Below are 14,622 nucleotides of genomic sequence, written 5' to 3' on the forward strand. Positions count from 1 at the left end.
GAGTCCTTTAAAAATGGGCAAATATGCGATGCATGGGGCGTTGTTCTTTAATCACTCAGCTCGGCGCTCGTCCCTCGCGCAAGAACCTATCATTGATAGAGGAAATATGGGTCAAGTGGCTAGATACTTAACCTGTGTCTACCTCTGTTCAGGTTTTTGTTATCGTGTTTCCTCCTGTAGAGAATGAAACAGAAGTTAATACTCAATCCGTTAAGTAAAAACGCAAACTTGGGTTTTTACAAGGTGAGATGACGATGCCGAACGAGACTCATTGGGGTGATGATTAATTGAAAAGTTTTTAGGGTAGGTTAATGGATTATCTACTTGAAACTTATATTGTGCATTACCATGAAAAGTAAAAAAGTTAAAGATATTATTATGAAAATTTAAAATAGCTTGCTTGCGATTTTGCAGTTTTCTTACTATGTTCTAATTATATCTGCACTTTGATATTAGCTTTAATATTCCTGTAATTTAATATTAATTCTATTAGTTTTTTTAATAAATATCTATAATAATAGTCTACGCAAAGGTAATGATTATGAGAAATAATGAGTTCGATATATCTAAAGAGGAGGTGAATTTTCAAACAACACCTATAGGAAAATTAGTCATTAAAAAATTACATGGCGATAAAGACTTAAATGTAGATATATATGATAATTGTTTAATCATAGTTGGAGATAACGGGTTTGGTAAAACTAGTGTACTCAATATAGTGTATTCTATTTTAAGTGGTAACATGAAACACTTAAAAGATGTAAATTTTTCAGAAGTTGGGTTATATTTTACGGATACTAAAACGAATAAACCTAGTTCTATAAGTATTAGTAGGATAGAACTTAGAATCTATGAAGAATTCAGTAATATAAGTAATCATAAGACCACTATTTCTTTTAACTCAAAAAGTTCTAAAATTATTAAACATTTTTATAATCAAAAAATTAGTAAATATTTGGATGTAGATTCAGATCACTATCATGATGAAGTGATAACTAGCTTAGTTAATGAGTCGGAATCAAAAGATTCTATAGAAAGTATTTTTGATAAATATGAAGAAATCAAAAATAAGATTACCAGAGCTAAAGACCAACTAAATTTTCAAACATTATTCCTTCCTACATATCGAAGAATTGAACAGAATTCTGAGTATTTCGGGCTAGAAGAAGTAGAGGATGATAATATAAATTTTGGAATGGATGACGTAAAGACTGCTATTAAGAAAATTACAAACGAAATTATTCAGTCTTCAATTAACTGGGTATCTAAAGTCAATGGTGAAATAATAAATGAAATAATAAATATCGAAGACGAAATAATAATATTTGATAAAAGTAATGAAGAGCAAATAAAAAAAACACTAAATAGGATTGATGAAAGACATCTCAATAGTGCAAGTAAAGAGAAAATATTTAAATTGATTGAAAGTGGAAAAATTGATGAGAATGAGACTCTTGTATATTTTTTGAATAACATGCTTAAGCTATACAAAGAGCAAAACAAGAATGATAATAAATTAAAAGACTTTTCTAAGGTTTGTAATAAGTATCTTAAAAACAAAAAAATCCAATATGATGAAATAAAGGTAAAGTTAAAAGTACTGAAAGGTATAGATAACGAAGAGATAGATTTTAGCTTACTTAGCTCTGGAGAAAAACAAATAATATCTATTTTCGCAAGGTTGATTTTGACTGATGATAAAAATATAGCTGTAATTTTTGATGAGCCTGAAATATCAATATCTATTAAGTGGCAAAAAATGATTTTAGAAGATATTTATAATTTAAAAAATTGCGGTTTTTTAATAGCTTCAACACATTCTCCATTTATTTTTTCAAATAGATTGCAGAAGTATACAGTAGATATTGAAGAAAAAATTGGAGCCTAGTCTATGAGTATGGTGGAAGCTATGTTATCTGAGCTTGAAGATACTTCTGTATTATTAAGCAAGTTTATGGATATCTCGAAGAGTAAAGCTTATAAAAAGAAAGAGTTGATTCCCTGTATTGTAGAAGGTGATGAAGATTATAGTTTTTATGAACCTAAAGTAAGGCCTTTACTAGAAATGAGTCTAGAGAAAATTATAAGTGGCGGTATAGATAAAGCTATTGAATTTTTAAATGTTATAAATGAAAGTAACTATTACTCAGGTAGTATATTTATAATATTTTTAGATTCTGATTTCGGTCTAAATTTGCAAAATAAATTAGAAGATTCTAGAGTTTTTTACTTGAATAAATACAGTATAGAAAATTTTTACATAACCGACGATTTCTTTTGTAATATATTAGAGTCCTTAACTAAGTTAGAGAAAGAAAGAGATAGTGAGACTGGTGAGATATCTGAAGATTCAGACTTTATTAAAGTTAGGAACTTTATTCTAAGCGAAAGAGACAATCTATTGTTACTCTTGGAAGACTATATGATATGTCTTAGAGCAATAGTAACTGGTGAGTCAGAAATTGAATTTAAGTCTTTTAAAGATATATTACCTAAATTAGTCCAAGATAAAAATTTAATTAATGATAATAATGAGTTAATTATACCTAATTTCAAAAATATTTTTGACTTAGAATATTTGAGTCAAGCAGAAATAGGCTATGTGGAAAATAACATTTTAGATTCTAAAGAGTATTTCAGTAGAGTCACTTCTTTGGATTCATACAGAGGAAAAGAGTTAGTTTTCATCGCTCATAGGGTGTTGTCTTTAGCTAAAAGTACTTTTCATAAAAAAAGTGACAGAATAAATACTAAGTTAAAATTTAAGAAGCAGATTAAAGAAGAAGATTTCATATGTGATTTTACAGCTTATACAGAAGAGCCAAAAGGTTTGAGAGATTTTATCGAAAATATAAAAGCCAGCTATATTTGAGCTTTTAACTAATGCTATAGATTGATTAAAAGTTATTCCAGTCTTCTTTGAGAGCAATTTTTTACTGCCAATAATTAGCTTATTATCTTTAAAGGAATAATACGTTAACGTTAAGGAACACCATGAACCATCTCACCGTCGGACAACGCGCGCCTCTAAGCAACCTTGCTATTGACGATACCGCACCCATCACGCTTAAGTTCACTCGTCAAAGCCCGATAGAGATGGACATCAGCTGCTTAGTATTAGTTTAACTTCGCTCTTATTTAAAACAATAAAAAAACCGCCACAGCAAAACTATGGCGGTTTTTTATTATTCAAAATAACTTAACTTCTAAAATCTCTATAGCGCCCACAGCGATTGATACTGCTCATCAGTCAACGTCACAATATCGATCTCGGCTAGCATCTCGCGCAGTTCTTCCCACTTATTTGCATCAGGTGTGATTGGCGTGATCAATCTGCCCAGCGTATTATCAATGATGGCACCCATCAGCGCATCTGCTTCGGTTTTGCTATAGTCGTAATACATGCGGTGAGCGGTGGCTGGCTCGTTTTTACACAGCTCTGTCATTTGGTTGGTCACGTCGATAAAGGTATCTATCGCGTCTTTTTTCGCGCTATAGATCTCATCCGTCGTCAGAATCTCTAACGCCGAAAAGTTGGGATAAGGTGACAGATGCTGATCGATAAACGTAAAGTCCAACCCTTCATGAGTTGCCTCAACGCCCTCAAAGTTATAAAAGCACAGCCACGCACCATCGAGACTTGGGTCTTCTTGCAGGTTTTTGATGTGATAGAAGTCTTTTTGCACAAACGTCACATTATCACGGCTGATAGTAAAGCCATTTTTCTTGGCATAACGCGCCAATATCTCAAAGCCAATACGATTGGTTTTTTCTTCAGCAGCAGGGGTACAGATGCGAATCGGCTGATGGTTCTTGAGCTTATCCATACTGGACTGCTGCATCAATATGCCACCATCGGTCTCAAAAAAGCAGCCCAATGCGCGCAGATTAGGTGCGTAATGTTCAAACAGATGAATCGGCTCATTCACATGTAGATCGATGCTTTGATTCTGTAGTTCAGCAAAACCATCATAATGGTCATCTGGCTCAATAATAGTGATATCTAACCCTGCTTGCTCGTATGCGCCTGTGATCACACCCGCGATAAAAGGCAAGTGATCAGGGTTCAAGAACCATTCGAGAGTGAGGATCAGTTTAGTAGTCGATTGCATGGTTGTTTCCTTTTTAATGATAGAAAACAATCAGACTGATGCTGTTCAAATACAACATGAAAGGCGAAACAAGAAAAGCAAAATCTACATATGATAGGCGTATGGGTATTGGTACCTCATTTATCCATATCGCATATCTGCGTTCCTTATTTACGTACCTTATCCATAGACGATAAGGTATGTCATGCTTGTTTCCTACGTCAGTGCTAACTGCTTCAGGTTCACGGGTGTCTCTCAGCGATGGTTTTGACGACGTTAGAACGTCAAAAGCAAAGCACCCCGACAAGATTGAGTGGTATTACAGTATTTTTAAGCAGTAGCGCTACTGAATCAGTACCGCTAACGGCGACTGTAGATAGCTTTTACCAAATAGTTACTACTGATGGTTATTACCATATGGCTATTGCCTCATCATAGACGACCTACGAGCGGTAATGCAAGGTATTGGATTGAGTCATGAGTTGGTATGCTTTGTGCAGTTGTTATATGTTATGCCTTTGATAGGCGATCGAAAATATTGGCAAAAAAAGGTATGATTAGTAAACTGAAGTCGAATATAACGATAAGGTTTGTCTGTCTTTGCTATTACAGCTAGAAATGCTCTGTCATCTATATGTGAGACCTAATGAGTTAAGTTATGAGTAAAGTCTATCACTATACGAGTACCGCTGGATTTTTGGGTATAGTCAATGACTCAAGCATATGGGCGACCAATATCTTTTTTTTGAATGATTATCAAGAAATGAAAAAAGGTATTGATTACGTCAGAAAAAATCTAAAAGACGAAAAGTTATTTGAGTCTATGTCGCAGGACTATCAAAAAATTATCGAAAGATTGCAGGAGATATCTACCGATCACTACAGTCTGGAGGCTGATGCAGAGTTGTCGCTCACCAACTATCTGCTAGAGATGCTGGTGGGGCTCAGTCAGCAGTTTTATATCACCTCTTTTACACATAACAAAGACTACCTGAGACAGTGGACATCTTATTGTGAACACAATGACGGTATCTGTATAGAGTTCGATGAGCACGTACTGTCAGATGGTTTTAAATACAATAAATTCAATCGACACTCTCAAGCGCATCACAGGTTCGATAGTATTATCTATAGTTACTCCAATAGTATAAAAAGGTATTTTGATAAGCATAAAATAAGAGAGGTGTTCTTAAATAGAAAACAAGCACTGGTCAATAATGTGCGCAGTATTAGGGAGCATAGTGCGCTCAGAAAGACAGGTACGGAGTATAGATATAATGCGACCGCTGACTTACTGTTCTCTTCTATACTTGAGGCGCTAACAGAGTTTGCGCTGATAAGGAATCCACAATTCTCTGATGAAAAAGAGAAAAGATTGATACTGACGGTGATTAATCAGCATGACAAATCGATTAAGTTTCGCTCAAAATCAGGCGTGATTATTCCGTATATTCCTGTCCATATCGATCTAAAGAGCATTACCAAAGTGATCATATCGCCGACAGATGATGCGACCCTCAGACGAAAAGGGATCGAGCTGTTAAGAGGCCGGTATAATTTGGACTTTGAGATATGTGAGTCAGAGTGTCAATTAAGGAAAATATAAGGGATCAGCCCGTACGAGGGCAGATAATATAAACTTAAAAATATTCAAGCATTGAGACGCATTCGATCTTATAAAAGTAATCGCTCTTTAGACATAAAAAACCGCTCATCATTCAATGGGGAGCGGTTTTTACGGTTAGTGAGCTCATTAATGGTTTTTTCTGAAAACGACTCGGTATATGAAACAAAAGACAAACTAAAGACGCAAAAGTAATCTTGTGTGCCTATAGTGTCTAAGGCATGATGAATGCTCATCTGGACTGATATCAATAGCGCTGATAGATGATCGCGTTGATTGATGTCGTTCTTTTACTCACTTGCTAACCATACGATACGGCTGTCATGAGCAATAATAAAAAAGCGTTTTATCATAGGCCAAAGACCAATCAATCCAAAAGCCCAATGATGCGTTGGACGTTTGTGACGCTCGGCTGGATATTTTTTGTTTTAGGAATTATCGGTATCTTATTGCCGGTTATGCCGACAGCACCATTCATACTACTAGCAGCAGGGTGCTGGGCGCGTAGTTCTAAGCGCTTTCATTTTTGGCTGATCAATCACAAGTATTTTGGTAAGTTTGTACGCGATTGGGAGGAGAGCCATGCCGTTCCTCTATATGCCAAGTGTCTGGCAACGGTCATGATGGCAGCATCAACCGCTATGTTATTTTATCGCTTACCTACGGATATGATGTGGATAGCATGGCTGGTAGCCGCTGTCTGTAGCGGGGTCGCGATATATTTATTCCGTCTGCCAAACGCCTAAAATTGTTGCAATTTGTACCAAATATGGCGCCAGTTACACGAAAGATGAGATAAGGCTTGCGATACTAGGATGTACCCCTTATAATACGCCCAAGCTTAAGAGCAGTTCTGCACCAAATCATTACCTCGTAGTATTAGTTATAATCCTTCGTTTTAATATTTATCGTTCAGTAGCTATTTGCAAGCGTTACCGGTCATTAGACCATTAATAAATTTAAAAGTAGGATTATACTATGTCAGACGTTCAAAAAGGTACAGTTAAGTGGTTCAACGAAGCTAAAGGTTTCGGTTTTATCGCTCCAGAAACTGGCGCAGACGTTTTTGCTCATTACAGCGAAATCACTGGTTCAGGTTTCAAAACTTTGGCTGAAGGCCAAGAAGTTGAGTTCACTGTAACTCAAGGCCAAAAAGGCCCACAAGCACATAACATCGTTGCTATCTAATTTGTCTTTATAGACAGATAGATGAATAGATGTAGAAAAGCGAACCTTCGGGTTCGTTTTTTTTCGTCTGCTGTTTGATATCAAACGACATGATAGATATAACAACACCGCCAACTGTGTGAATAGTTGGCGGTGTTGTTTTTGGGCTATGATATAGAAAGTGATATCAGTCGCTAAAATATAAAATCGACTTCTTATATTAAGCTGATACCAATATTAATCAGACCGCCGCCCAGCAACAACCAACCAAACATCACTGCGCCTAAGACTAGAGGTTTGACGCCAGCTTGCTTAATCGCGTTTAGATGTGTGGTCAGACCTAACGCAAACATTGCCATTGTCAGTAGTACATCATCTAACATCACCATACTGCGTACGATACTCTCAGGCATCGGTACCCACGTATGTGTCAACACAATACCAATGAATATAAACGCAAACCATGGCACCTTGACTTGTTTGACGCGGGTTATAAATGATGTTGTCTCGTTCTTATTGCTTTTATCTTCTATATTGGAATTATCTACGGTGCGATCTTTGGTTAGCGCAAAAGACAACACGAGTAAAAAAGGCGCGAGCATCATGACGCGTATCATCTTGGTCACAACAGCAGTGTCACCAATCTCAGTGTTAATGGCGTTGCCAGCGACCACGACCTGTGCCACTTCATGTACAGTAGAGCCTGTATACATGCCATACTGCTGGGCGCTCAGCCAAGGTTGTAGCCAGCCAAGATGATAGAGAAAAGGGTAGAGTAGCATTGCGATAGTACCAAAAACCACAACCGTTGCCACGGCGATAGTGACTTTGTGCGCTTGCGCGTTGACGACTGGCTCTGCTGCAATGACGGCAGCGGCGCCGCAAATACTTGCCCCTGAGCCAATCAGAATGACGGTTTCTTTATCGACTTTTAGCCATCTAGTACCCAGCCAGTAGGTTAATAAAAAAGTAGACGTCAGTACCAGAGTATCGGTCGCAATCGCTGGCATACCAACGCTTGCTACTTGTGTCATGGTCAGCTTAAACCCATAAAACATGATGGCAAGTCGTAGGATTTGACCTTTTGCAAAGCATACGCCGCCGTTTAAACGTTCAGTGAATTTGGGGTAGATAGTATTGCCCAATACCATACCAAGCAATATCGCAAGCGTTAAGGATGACAAGCCGATAATGCGCCCGTTCGACCACACATCTAAACTGCTATCCAACCATAAGCAGAACAAACTACCGATCAATACCACAGCCAAACCTGCCAAGTGACGTTGGCTCGGGACGTAGTTATGAGCTGAGCTGCTGATGAATTGGAGTAGTGTATGCATGACGCGGCACCCTATTACTGATAGTAAGATAAGCATGAGCTTATGAGTAGACAGTATATGCCTGCTACATTTATAATAAAAACAGATTAATAAGATACAAGCTATCGATTTTTTAGGTTACAGTGTTTTTAGTATTGAATGTTGAGAGTGTTGAATTTTAAAAGTATTGATAAAAGGCTGCTGCTACACACTAAATATACTTAGCCTATAAGAGCATTCAAAAACTGACGCAAGGCCATCGATGTCATGAAAAAATCTGTGCAAACATTACCAAAGATTACGCTCAAGCAGCTTGCGGTTTTTGTCAGTATTTATCAGACAGGCAGTACCAGCCGCGCCAGTGAAGCGCTGCATCTATCACAGTCAGCGGTCAGTAGCGCGCTGACAGAGCTTGAGTCTAGACTACAGATGCCATTGTTTGAGCGCGTTGGTCGCAGGCTCAATCAGCACCCCAATGCGCATCCTATTTATGTACAGGCGCAAGCCATCCTAGGGCAGTCACTCACGCTTGAGCATTATCATCAGTACCAAGCAGGACAGATTCATATTGGGGCGAGTACCACAATCGGTAACTATGTACTGCCGTCATTGCTTGGTAAGCTCTATGAGGCGCTGCCAGATGCCAATGTCGATATATATATTGCCAACACACAAGAGGTCGTGGGTGAGGTTGAGCAGTTAAATATTGACATTGCGCTAGTAGAAGGGATGCCGCGACCGATAGATATGAAAGCCATTGAGCTGCGCGAATGGCGAACAGATACGCTGATGATATTTGCTAAACGTGATAGCAAGTGGCTAAAGGATATCGCTATATATCACCAAGACGAGGATGGCTATCGTCTGACTATTGAGCAGCTCGAACAGTTACCATTATTGGTACGTGAAGCAGGGTCGGGCACACGGCAAATTATCGATGAGCAGTTGCTAAAATATCTGCCCAATGCCGAGGTGGTTAAGGCGATACATCAGTCAGAGGCTATCAAGCATATGGTGAGTGCAGATATTGGACTTGGCTGTCTATCACAGCATGTGATTGAGACAGAACTTGCGTCAGGTGAACTAGTACAAGTCGATGTTGCTGGGATTGATTTGTCACGGACGTGGTGGCTGGTCTGGCATAAGGCAAGGCATCAAAGTCCGATATGGCAAACCTTTATAGATATTATTCAGCAGAGATGAATAAGAGAAGGTAAATCATAAAAAAGCGCAGCGTCTATCTCGGCGCTGCGCTTTTAATTTTAATTGTATACGTTATTCATATCAGAGCATTGTGGCTCAACGCTATGCTGAAACGGGCTTGTCTAGTCTCACCACAAAACTATCACAAGGCACATTGGGTAAAATATTATCTGCTGTCGCGCCACTGATCCATGCCGCGATACCAGTACGCTTATGGCGACCGATGACCAATAGGTCTACATCGTGTTTGTGACAGTAACTGACGATACCTTCACTACTAGAGATGGCCGTAGTGACTTCTGATGTCGCTGCGTTCAGCTGATTGCGTTCTAAGAACTGGGCCAGTTTGGCGCGTGCTTCTTGGCAACGCTCATCATCAATCTCATCATATAGGCTGGAGGCGGGTACCAGCTCGTAACCGAAACCAACCATCGTATCTTTTACGATGTGTAGCACCGATAGCTTAGATCCTGGACGGTTTTCAACGATACGCTTGGCTTTTTGCGCGACGATATCCGCATCAGAGAGTAAGTCAGTGACCAGTAGTATATGTTCGTAACTCATAGCGTCTTCCTCATGTCAGATAGTATTTACTATAGCACTACTATAGAGCGCTGTTAAGTGGTGCTTGCCTATCTTTGAGGCTCTCCGTAATATGAGTTCAGGTGTATTAATATTTATCAAACCAAAGACTCAATACACTGCTTATTCCGATACGGGTTCGCTCAGTTTGACAACCAAACTGTCGCAAGAGATGTTTGGCAATATACTATCGGCGGTCGCGCGCACCAACCAAGCGGCGATACCTTGACGGTCATGCCGCCCGATAATGAGTAAGTCGACCTCTTTTTTATTGCAGTAGTTAACGATACCTTTACTGTTAGAGATAGCAGCGGTCACTTCAGAGTTGGCGGCTTCTAACTCATTATACTCAAGGAAGCGTGCCAGTTTAGCGCGTGCTTCTTGCCATTTTTCGCCATCGAAATCGCCCGAAAGACTAGATGAAGGTACCAGCTCGTAACCGAAGCGCACCATATCATCTTCAACAATATGCAGAACAGATAACCTAGCCTCAGGCGAGCCTGCAAGGATACGTTTGGTTTTTAGAGCGACCTTGTCGGCATCAGATAATAAGTCAGTCACCAGTAAAATGTGTTGATAGCTCATAAGTGGCTCCTTTTGGTGTTTACTTTTTAATAGCCATTTTTATAGTAGCAGTGCAGGCTATTTTTGTTAAGTGACTCAACCATTGTTTATCTATAGTTATTGTTGCCTTTGTGTTTTGCTAGGGCTGTTTTAGTATGTAGAGGGTTGCTGAGTTCGATGTCATCGATTATTGCGTGAGGGTTGACTTGACTTATCGATGCCGCAGCCCCACTAATAGCGCTAAGCCAAGACTTTTTAGCCACTTTTTATAACTGATAGATTAATAATTATTACCATTTTATTTACCCTGATAGTCAGGGCACTATACGCATTGTAAGCGATAAGGATAACTATGACTGACACCCCATTTACTGCGGATTTAACGCTGCATCCAGCATTTGAGCTGCTCGAGCATCGCCATATTGAGGCGCTATCGATGGATGTGCTGATCAGTCAGCATGTAAAGACAGGCGCGATGCATTATCATCTTGCGCATCCAAGTGACGAAAATGCGTTTTTGGTGGGCTTTCGTACTCAGCCAATGGATTCAAAAGGCGAGGCGCATATTTTAGAGCACGTCGCATTATGTGGTTCTAAGAAATTCCCAGTACGTGATCCGTTCTTTTCAATGATAAAACGTTCATTGAACACGTTTATGAATGCGATGACCGCGGCGGATTGGACAGCCTATCCCTATGCCACGCAAAATAAAAACGACTACTTTAATTTGCTGTCTGTATACCTTGATGCGTCGTTTTTCCCCAACATTCATCCGCTTGATTTTGCTCAAGAGGGCATCCGAGTAGAGCTGGACGAAGACGATAAACCGCAGTTTAAAGGCATTGTCTTTAACGAGATGAAAGGGGCTATGAGCGGCGAGATTGATCAGCTCTATCATACGGTGGCGCATCATGTATTTCCAACGACGACGTACCACTATAATTCAGGTGGTGATCCTGCCCAGATTCCTGACCTGACACATACTGAGCTGACCGAGTTCCATCAGAGCCATTATCATCCGTCAAATAGTGTCATCATGAGCTTTGGTAATATCCCTGTCGCCGAGACACAAGCAAAAATACATGACGACGCATTGACTCAGTTCGAAGCAGGCAAAAAGCACGTATCACGCCCAGAGCAGCGTTTGTCTGCGCCAATCAGTGCGGTCGATACTTATACTGCTGACGAAGCCGGTCCAGATCAGACCCATCACGTGGTCGCTTGGTTGCTACCATCGATTACCGATCCAAAGCAGCGCTTGGCATTACGTCTGCTGGAAGGCGTGTTGATTGAGCATTCAGGCTCACCACTACGTGCTTATCTTGACAGTCACCCACTGGGTAAAGCCCCAAGTCCGTTGTTGGGACTTGATGACAGCCATTACGAAATGGTCTTTTATACCGGTCTGCGTGGTTCTAACCCTGAGCATGCCGAAGCGGTAGAGCAAGGTATCATTGATCTACTGACTGAAGTGGCAAGCACGCCAGTCGATGATGAAACCATTGAAACCATCCTCCATCAGATTGAGATTGATCAGCGTCATATTGGTGGTGATAGCGTACCTTATGGTCTAAACCTTATGCTAGAAGGCTTTAGCACCGCTATCCATGATGGTAATCCTATCGATGTATGGGAAGTAGACGAGCATCTACAGTGGCTACGCGCGCAAGTCGTCGATCCGCAGTGGCTACCGAATTTGATCAAAACGCATCTACTAGACAATCAGCATCGAGTCCGTGTGACGATGACACCTGACAGCGAAAAAACCGCCCGTCTAGCAGCAGCTGAACAGACTCGCCTTGATACCATAGCGATGGATTTGACTGCTGATGACAAGGCTATCTTGAAGCAACAAGCACTAGATTTGGCTGCGCGTCAAGCCGCGCCCGATGATTTAAGCCTGTTACCAAAGGTAGGTCTAGAAGACGTACCAGCGGATATTAGCTTTAAAGCAGGCAAACAAAAACAAGTGCGCCTGAGTGGGCAGGACAGTACTTTATTTGAGTACGAAGCGGGCACCAATGGTCTGTATTATTACCAAGTGATCGTACCGTTGACTGAGGCGATTGGTAACGCGAGCGCCGATGAGCTACCAGTGAATGATGTCATCAATCATCCATTGCTGCCGATCTATCTAAGTTTGCTATCTGAGCTAGGGACTGACTCGCTCAGTGCCCATGAAATGCAAGCCAAGCAAGCCGCGCACTCATCAGGTGTGACAGCACGTATCAGTCAACGAACCCATGTTGATGACAGTCAGTCCATCGGTAGCTACTTTGTGGTCGCAACACGTGCGCTCAATCGCAAACCTGAAGCGATTGATTTGCTCAAAGAAGTCATGGAGCACAGTATCTTTACTGAGCATGATCGCATCAAAGAGATTCTACAGCAGCGTCAAGCCAGCTGGCAGTCAAACCTAGCAGGCTCTGGTCACTCGTATGCGATGCAAATTGCCAGTCGCGGTATGAGTCGTCAAGCGCAGCTAGAGTATGTACGTAGTGGTCTACCAGCACTAAATGCGCTCAAGGACTTCTTGACGCACGCGAGTACTGATGATGCACAGTGGGATCAGTTGGCAACCAGCTTGATGGACTTACATCAACGCTTAATCAGCTTACCTAAGCATGCCGTTATTATCTGTGAAGCCGAGCAAACAGAACGTTTGAGCAGCTTAATTGTCGATAGCTGGACAGATAGCCAAGCAGCAACGTCTACTGAAAAAGAAACTGATACTAAAGCAAATATTCCTAGTGAGTTTGCAAATCTGCAGTTAGATACCGCTTTAAATGGTGAGACTGATGCAGTCAAGGCATTAGAGAGTGGCGATGATGTTAAAAACGATGTGCTCGATGTTGCAGATCTAGCGTGGCTGGTGCCAACCAACGTCTATCATAATGCTAGCGCCTATACGGTACCAGCGGCTGATCATCCTGATACTGCGGCTCTGATGGTATTAGCGCCGTATTTGCGTAACGGCTACTTGCACAGTGCGATTCGTGAGCGCGGCGGTGCGTATGGCGGCGGTGCAGGCTATGACGCCAATGCATGTGCATTTAAGTTCTTTAGCTACCGTGATCCACAGTGTGCAGAGACTTTTGAGCACTTTGAGGCCAGTATCGAGTGGGTCTTGAATGAACCGCAAACCGATGAGCAGTTAGAAGAGGCAATCTTAGGGATTATCTCAGGTATGGATAAGCCAGGCTCTCCTGCAGGGGAAGCAATCAAAGCATGCTTTGCCAACTTACATCATCGCGGTGCTGACTGGCAGCGTAAAATGCGCGCTGCGATTTTGGCCGTGACCATTGATGACTTGCAGCGTGTTGCTAAGCAATATCTGCAGGGTCAAAAACACGTACGTGCAGTGCTAGCCCCTTATGACAAAGAAGAGACGGTAAAAGGTCTGGGCTTTGAGGTTTGCAAAATCAAGAGCTAAATCAGCAAGACTGCTATCAATAACAAAAAAGCCAAGCATCATGCTTGGCTTTTTGTGATTTAGTATATGAATTAATAGCGCTTGATGCTCAAATCCTTACCAATTTTTTCTTGGTGAACTGGGAAGTCGGACCATTCGTCAAACTGCTTGCGATCAGCAAAATAGCTCTTTAGGGTGCGGCGGATGGCTTCAAAAGCCAGCTCGTCCCATGGAATCTCTTCTTCACTAAATAGCGCACATTCAAGACTCTCTGAACCAGTACCATAAGCACCGTCTTTTAGATTTCCCAAATAAATCGAGTAAATCTGTCCAATATCTGGCAGGTCGTAAACACAGTATAGATGCGGATGTATCACGGTGGCATCAGCTTCTTCGTAGCTCTCGCGTGCTGCACCTTCAGCCATGGTTTCGCCATTTTCCATAAAGCCTGCAGGTATGGTCCACAAGCCATATTGAGGTTCGATCGCTCGCCTACATAGCAGTACTTTATCTTCGTGTACCACTAGTGAGCCGCAGATAACTTTTGGGTTTTCGTAGTGGATATAATGGCAATTAGGGCACACCAAGCGCGGCATATTGTCTGTAGGTGGGATTTTTCGTTCTGCTTTATGACCGCATTGGAGACAATAGCTCATATCG

Annotated in this window: 13 protein-coding genes; 8 read left to right on the top strand and 5 right to left on the bottom strand. The window is 41.0% G+C overall.

What is annotated here, in order from left to right; genetic code table 11:
• Positions 1 to 541: 541 nt before the first annotated feature.
• From ACTXGL_RS06175 to ACTXGL_RS06185, 3 genes are all read left to right on the top strand, one after another.
• Positions 542 to 1,888 (top strand): AAA family ATPase, encoded by a 1,347-nt coding sequence (locus ACTXGL_RS06175; RefSeq protein WP_443525612.1) that lies wholly within the window; start codon positions 542 to 544, stop codon positions 1,886 to 1,888.
• A gap of 3 nt (positions 1,889 to 1,891) precedes the next feature.
• A complete protein-coding gene (locus ACTXGL_RS06180; RefSeq protein ID WP_443525613.1) occupies positions 1,892 to 2,872 on the top strand; it encodes a DUF4435 domain-containing protein in 981 nt (326 codons plus the stop codon).
• Between the two features lie 122 nt (positions 2,873 to 2,994).
• Positions 2,995 to 3,126 (top strand): hypothetical protein, encoded by a 132-nt coding sequence (locus tag ACTXGL_RS06185; protein WP_265088134.1) that lies wholly within the window; start codon positions 2,995 to 2,997, stop codon positions 3,124 to 3,126.
• A gap of 89 nt (positions 3,127 to 3,215) precedes the next feature.
• On the opposite strand, the gene ACTXGL_RS06190 is transcribed toward ACTXGL_RS06185, so the two are convergent.
• Positions 3,216 to 4,112: an ABC transporter substrate-binding protein gene (locus ACTXGL_RS06190; RefSeq protein WP_443525614.1), complete on the bottom strand. Its 897-nt coding sequence runs from the start codon at positions 4,110 to 4,112 to the stop codon at positions 3,216 to 3,218.
• Between the two features lie 637 nt (positions 4,113 to 4,749).
• On the opposite strand from ACTXGL_RS06190, the gene ACTXGL_RS06195 reads away from it, so the two are divergent.
• The 3 genes from ACTXGL_RS06195 (at position 4,750) to ACTXGL_RS06205 (ending at position 6,903) form a co-directional block, all read left to right on the top strand.
• On the top strand, positions 4,750 to 5,697 hold the full coding sequence (locus tag ACTXGL_RS06195) for a DUF2971 domain-containing protein (RefSeq protein WP_443525615.1): 948 nt from the start codon (positions 4,750 to 4,752) through the stop codon (positions 5,695 to 5,697).
• 341 nt (positions 5,698 to 6,038) lie between these two features.
• Positions 6,039 to 6,461, top strand: a complete 423-nt coding sequence (locus ACTXGL_RS06200) for a YbaN family protein (protein ID WP_443525616.1) — start codon at positions 6,039 to 6,041, stop codon at positions 6,459 to 6,461.
• Between the two features lie 232 nt (positions 6,462 to 6,693).
• Entirely contained in the window at positions 6,694 to 6,903 is a 210-nt protein-coding gene (locus tag ACTXGL_RS06205) for a cold-shock protein (protein WP_045453470.1), read from the top strand.
• Positions 6,904 to 7,097: 194 nt separating this feature from the next.
• On the opposite strand, the gene ACTXGL_RS06210 is transcribed toward ACTXGL_RS06205, so the two are convergent.
• Positions 7,098 to 8,222, bottom strand: coding sequence for a YeiH family protein (locus tag ACTXGL_RS06210; RefSeq protein WP_443525617.1), 1,125 nt, complete (start codon positions 8,220 to 8,222; stop codon positions 7,098 to 7,100).
• 246 nt (positions 8,223 to 8,468) lie between these two features.
• Between ACTXGL_RS06210 and ACTXGL_RS06215 the strand changes: the two genes are divergently transcribed.
• Entirely contained in the window at positions 8,469 to 9,404 is a 936-nt protein-coding gene (locus tag ACTXGL_RS06215) for a LysR substrate-binding domain-containing protein (RefSeq protein WP_443525618.1), read from the top strand.
• A 102-nt stretch (positions 9,405 to 9,506) separates the two neighbouring features.
• Here ACTXGL_RS06215 and ACTXGL_RS06220 read toward each other — a convergent pair whose 3' ends face one another.
• Both ACTXGL_RS06220 and ACTXGL_RS06225 read right to left on the bottom strand, forming a co-directional pair.
• Positions 9,507 to 9,968 carry a universal stress protein gene (locus tag ACTXGL_RS06220; RefSeq protein ID WP_057761630.1) on the bottom strand — a complete coding sequence of 154 codons (462 nt, stop codon included), beginning with the start codon at positions 9,966 to 9,968 and terminating at the stop codon, positions 9,507 to 9,509.
• A gap of 141 nt (positions 9,969 to 10,109) precedes the next feature.
• Positions 10,110 to 10,571 (bottom strand): universal stress protein, encoded by a 462-nt coding sequence (locus ACTXGL_RS06225; protein WP_443525619.1) that lies wholly within the window; start codon positions 10,569 to 10,571, stop codon positions 10,110 to 10,112.
• Between the two features lie 331 nt (positions 10,572 to 10,902).
• On the opposite strand from ACTXGL_RS06225, the gene ACTXGL_RS06230 reads away from it, so the two are divergent.
• Positions 10,903 to 13,983 carry an insulinase family protein gene (locus ACTXGL_RS06230; RefSeq protein WP_443525620.1) on the top strand — a complete coding sequence of 1,027 codons (3,081 nt, stop codon included), beginning with the start codon at positions 10,903 to 10,905 and terminating at the stop codon, positions 13,981 to 13,983.
• Positions 13,984 to 14,054: 71 nt separating this feature from the next.
• On the opposite strand, the gene ACTXGL_RS06235 is transcribed toward ACTXGL_RS06230, so the two are convergent.
• Positions 14,055 to 14,618 (bottom strand): NUDIX hydrolase, encoded by a 564-nt coding sequence (locus ACTXGL_RS06235; protein WP_443525621.1) that lies wholly within the window; start codon positions 14,616 to 14,618, stop codon positions 14,055 to 14,057.
• Between the last annotated feature and the right edge of the window lie 4 nt (positions 14,619 to 14,622).

The organism is Psychrobacter sp. T6-6 (genome assembly GCF_052258185.1).
GTDB lineage: Bacteria > Pseudomonadota > Gammaproteobacteria > Pseudomonadales > Moraxellaceae > Psychrobacter.

Coding starts and splice junctions, on each gene's coding strand:
- ACTXGL_RS06175 (WP_443525612.1), top strand. CDS start 542: ATGAGAAATAATGAGTTCGATATATCTAAAGAGGAGGTGAATTTTCAA.
- ACTXGL_RS06180 (WP_443525613.1), top strand. CDS start 1,892: ATGAGTATGGTGGAAGCTATGTTATCTGAGCTTGAAGATACTTCTGTA.
- ACTXGL_RS06185 (WP_265088134.1), top strand. CDS start 2,995: ATGAACCATCTCACCGTCGGACAACGCGCGCCTCTAAGCAACCTTGCT.
- ACTXGL_RS06190 (WP_443525614.1), bottom strand. CDS start 4,112: ATGCAATCGACTACTAAACTGATCCTCACTCTCGAATGGTTCTTGAAC.
- ACTXGL_RS06195 (WP_443525615.1), top strand. CDS start 4,750: ATGAGTAAAGTCTATCACTATACGAGTACCGCTGGATTTTTGGGTATA.
- ACTXGL_RS06200 (WP_443525616.1), top strand. CDS start 6,039: ATGAGCAATAATAAAAAAGCGTTTTATCATAGGCCAAAGACCAATCAA.
- ACTXGL_RS06205 (WP_045453470.1), top strand. CDS start 6,694: ATGTCAGACGTTCAAAAAGGTACAGTTAAGTGGTTCAACGAAGCTAAA.
- ACTXGL_RS06210 (WP_443525617.1), bottom strand. CDS start 8,222: ATGCATACACTACTCCAATTCATCAGCAGCTCAGCTCATAACTACGTC.
- ACTXGL_RS06215 (WP_443525618.1), top strand. CDS start 8,469: ATGAAAAAATCTGTGCAAACATTACCAAAGATTACGCTCAAGCAGCTT.
- ACTXGL_RS06220 (WP_057761630.1), bottom strand. CDS start 9,968: ATGAGTTACGAACATATACTACTGGTCACTGACTTACTCTCTGATGCG.
- ACTXGL_RS06225 (WP_443525619.1), bottom strand. CDS start 10,571: ATGAGCTATCAACACATTTTACTGGTGACTGACTTATTATCTGATGCC.
- ACTXGL_RS06230 (WP_443525620.1), top strand. CDS start 10,903: ATGACTGACACCCCATTTACTGCGGATTTAACGCTGCATCCAGCATTT.
- ACTXGL_RS06235 (WP_443525621.1), bottom strand. CDS start 14,618: ATGAGCTATTGTCTCCAATGCGGTCATAAAGCAGAACGAAAAATCCCA.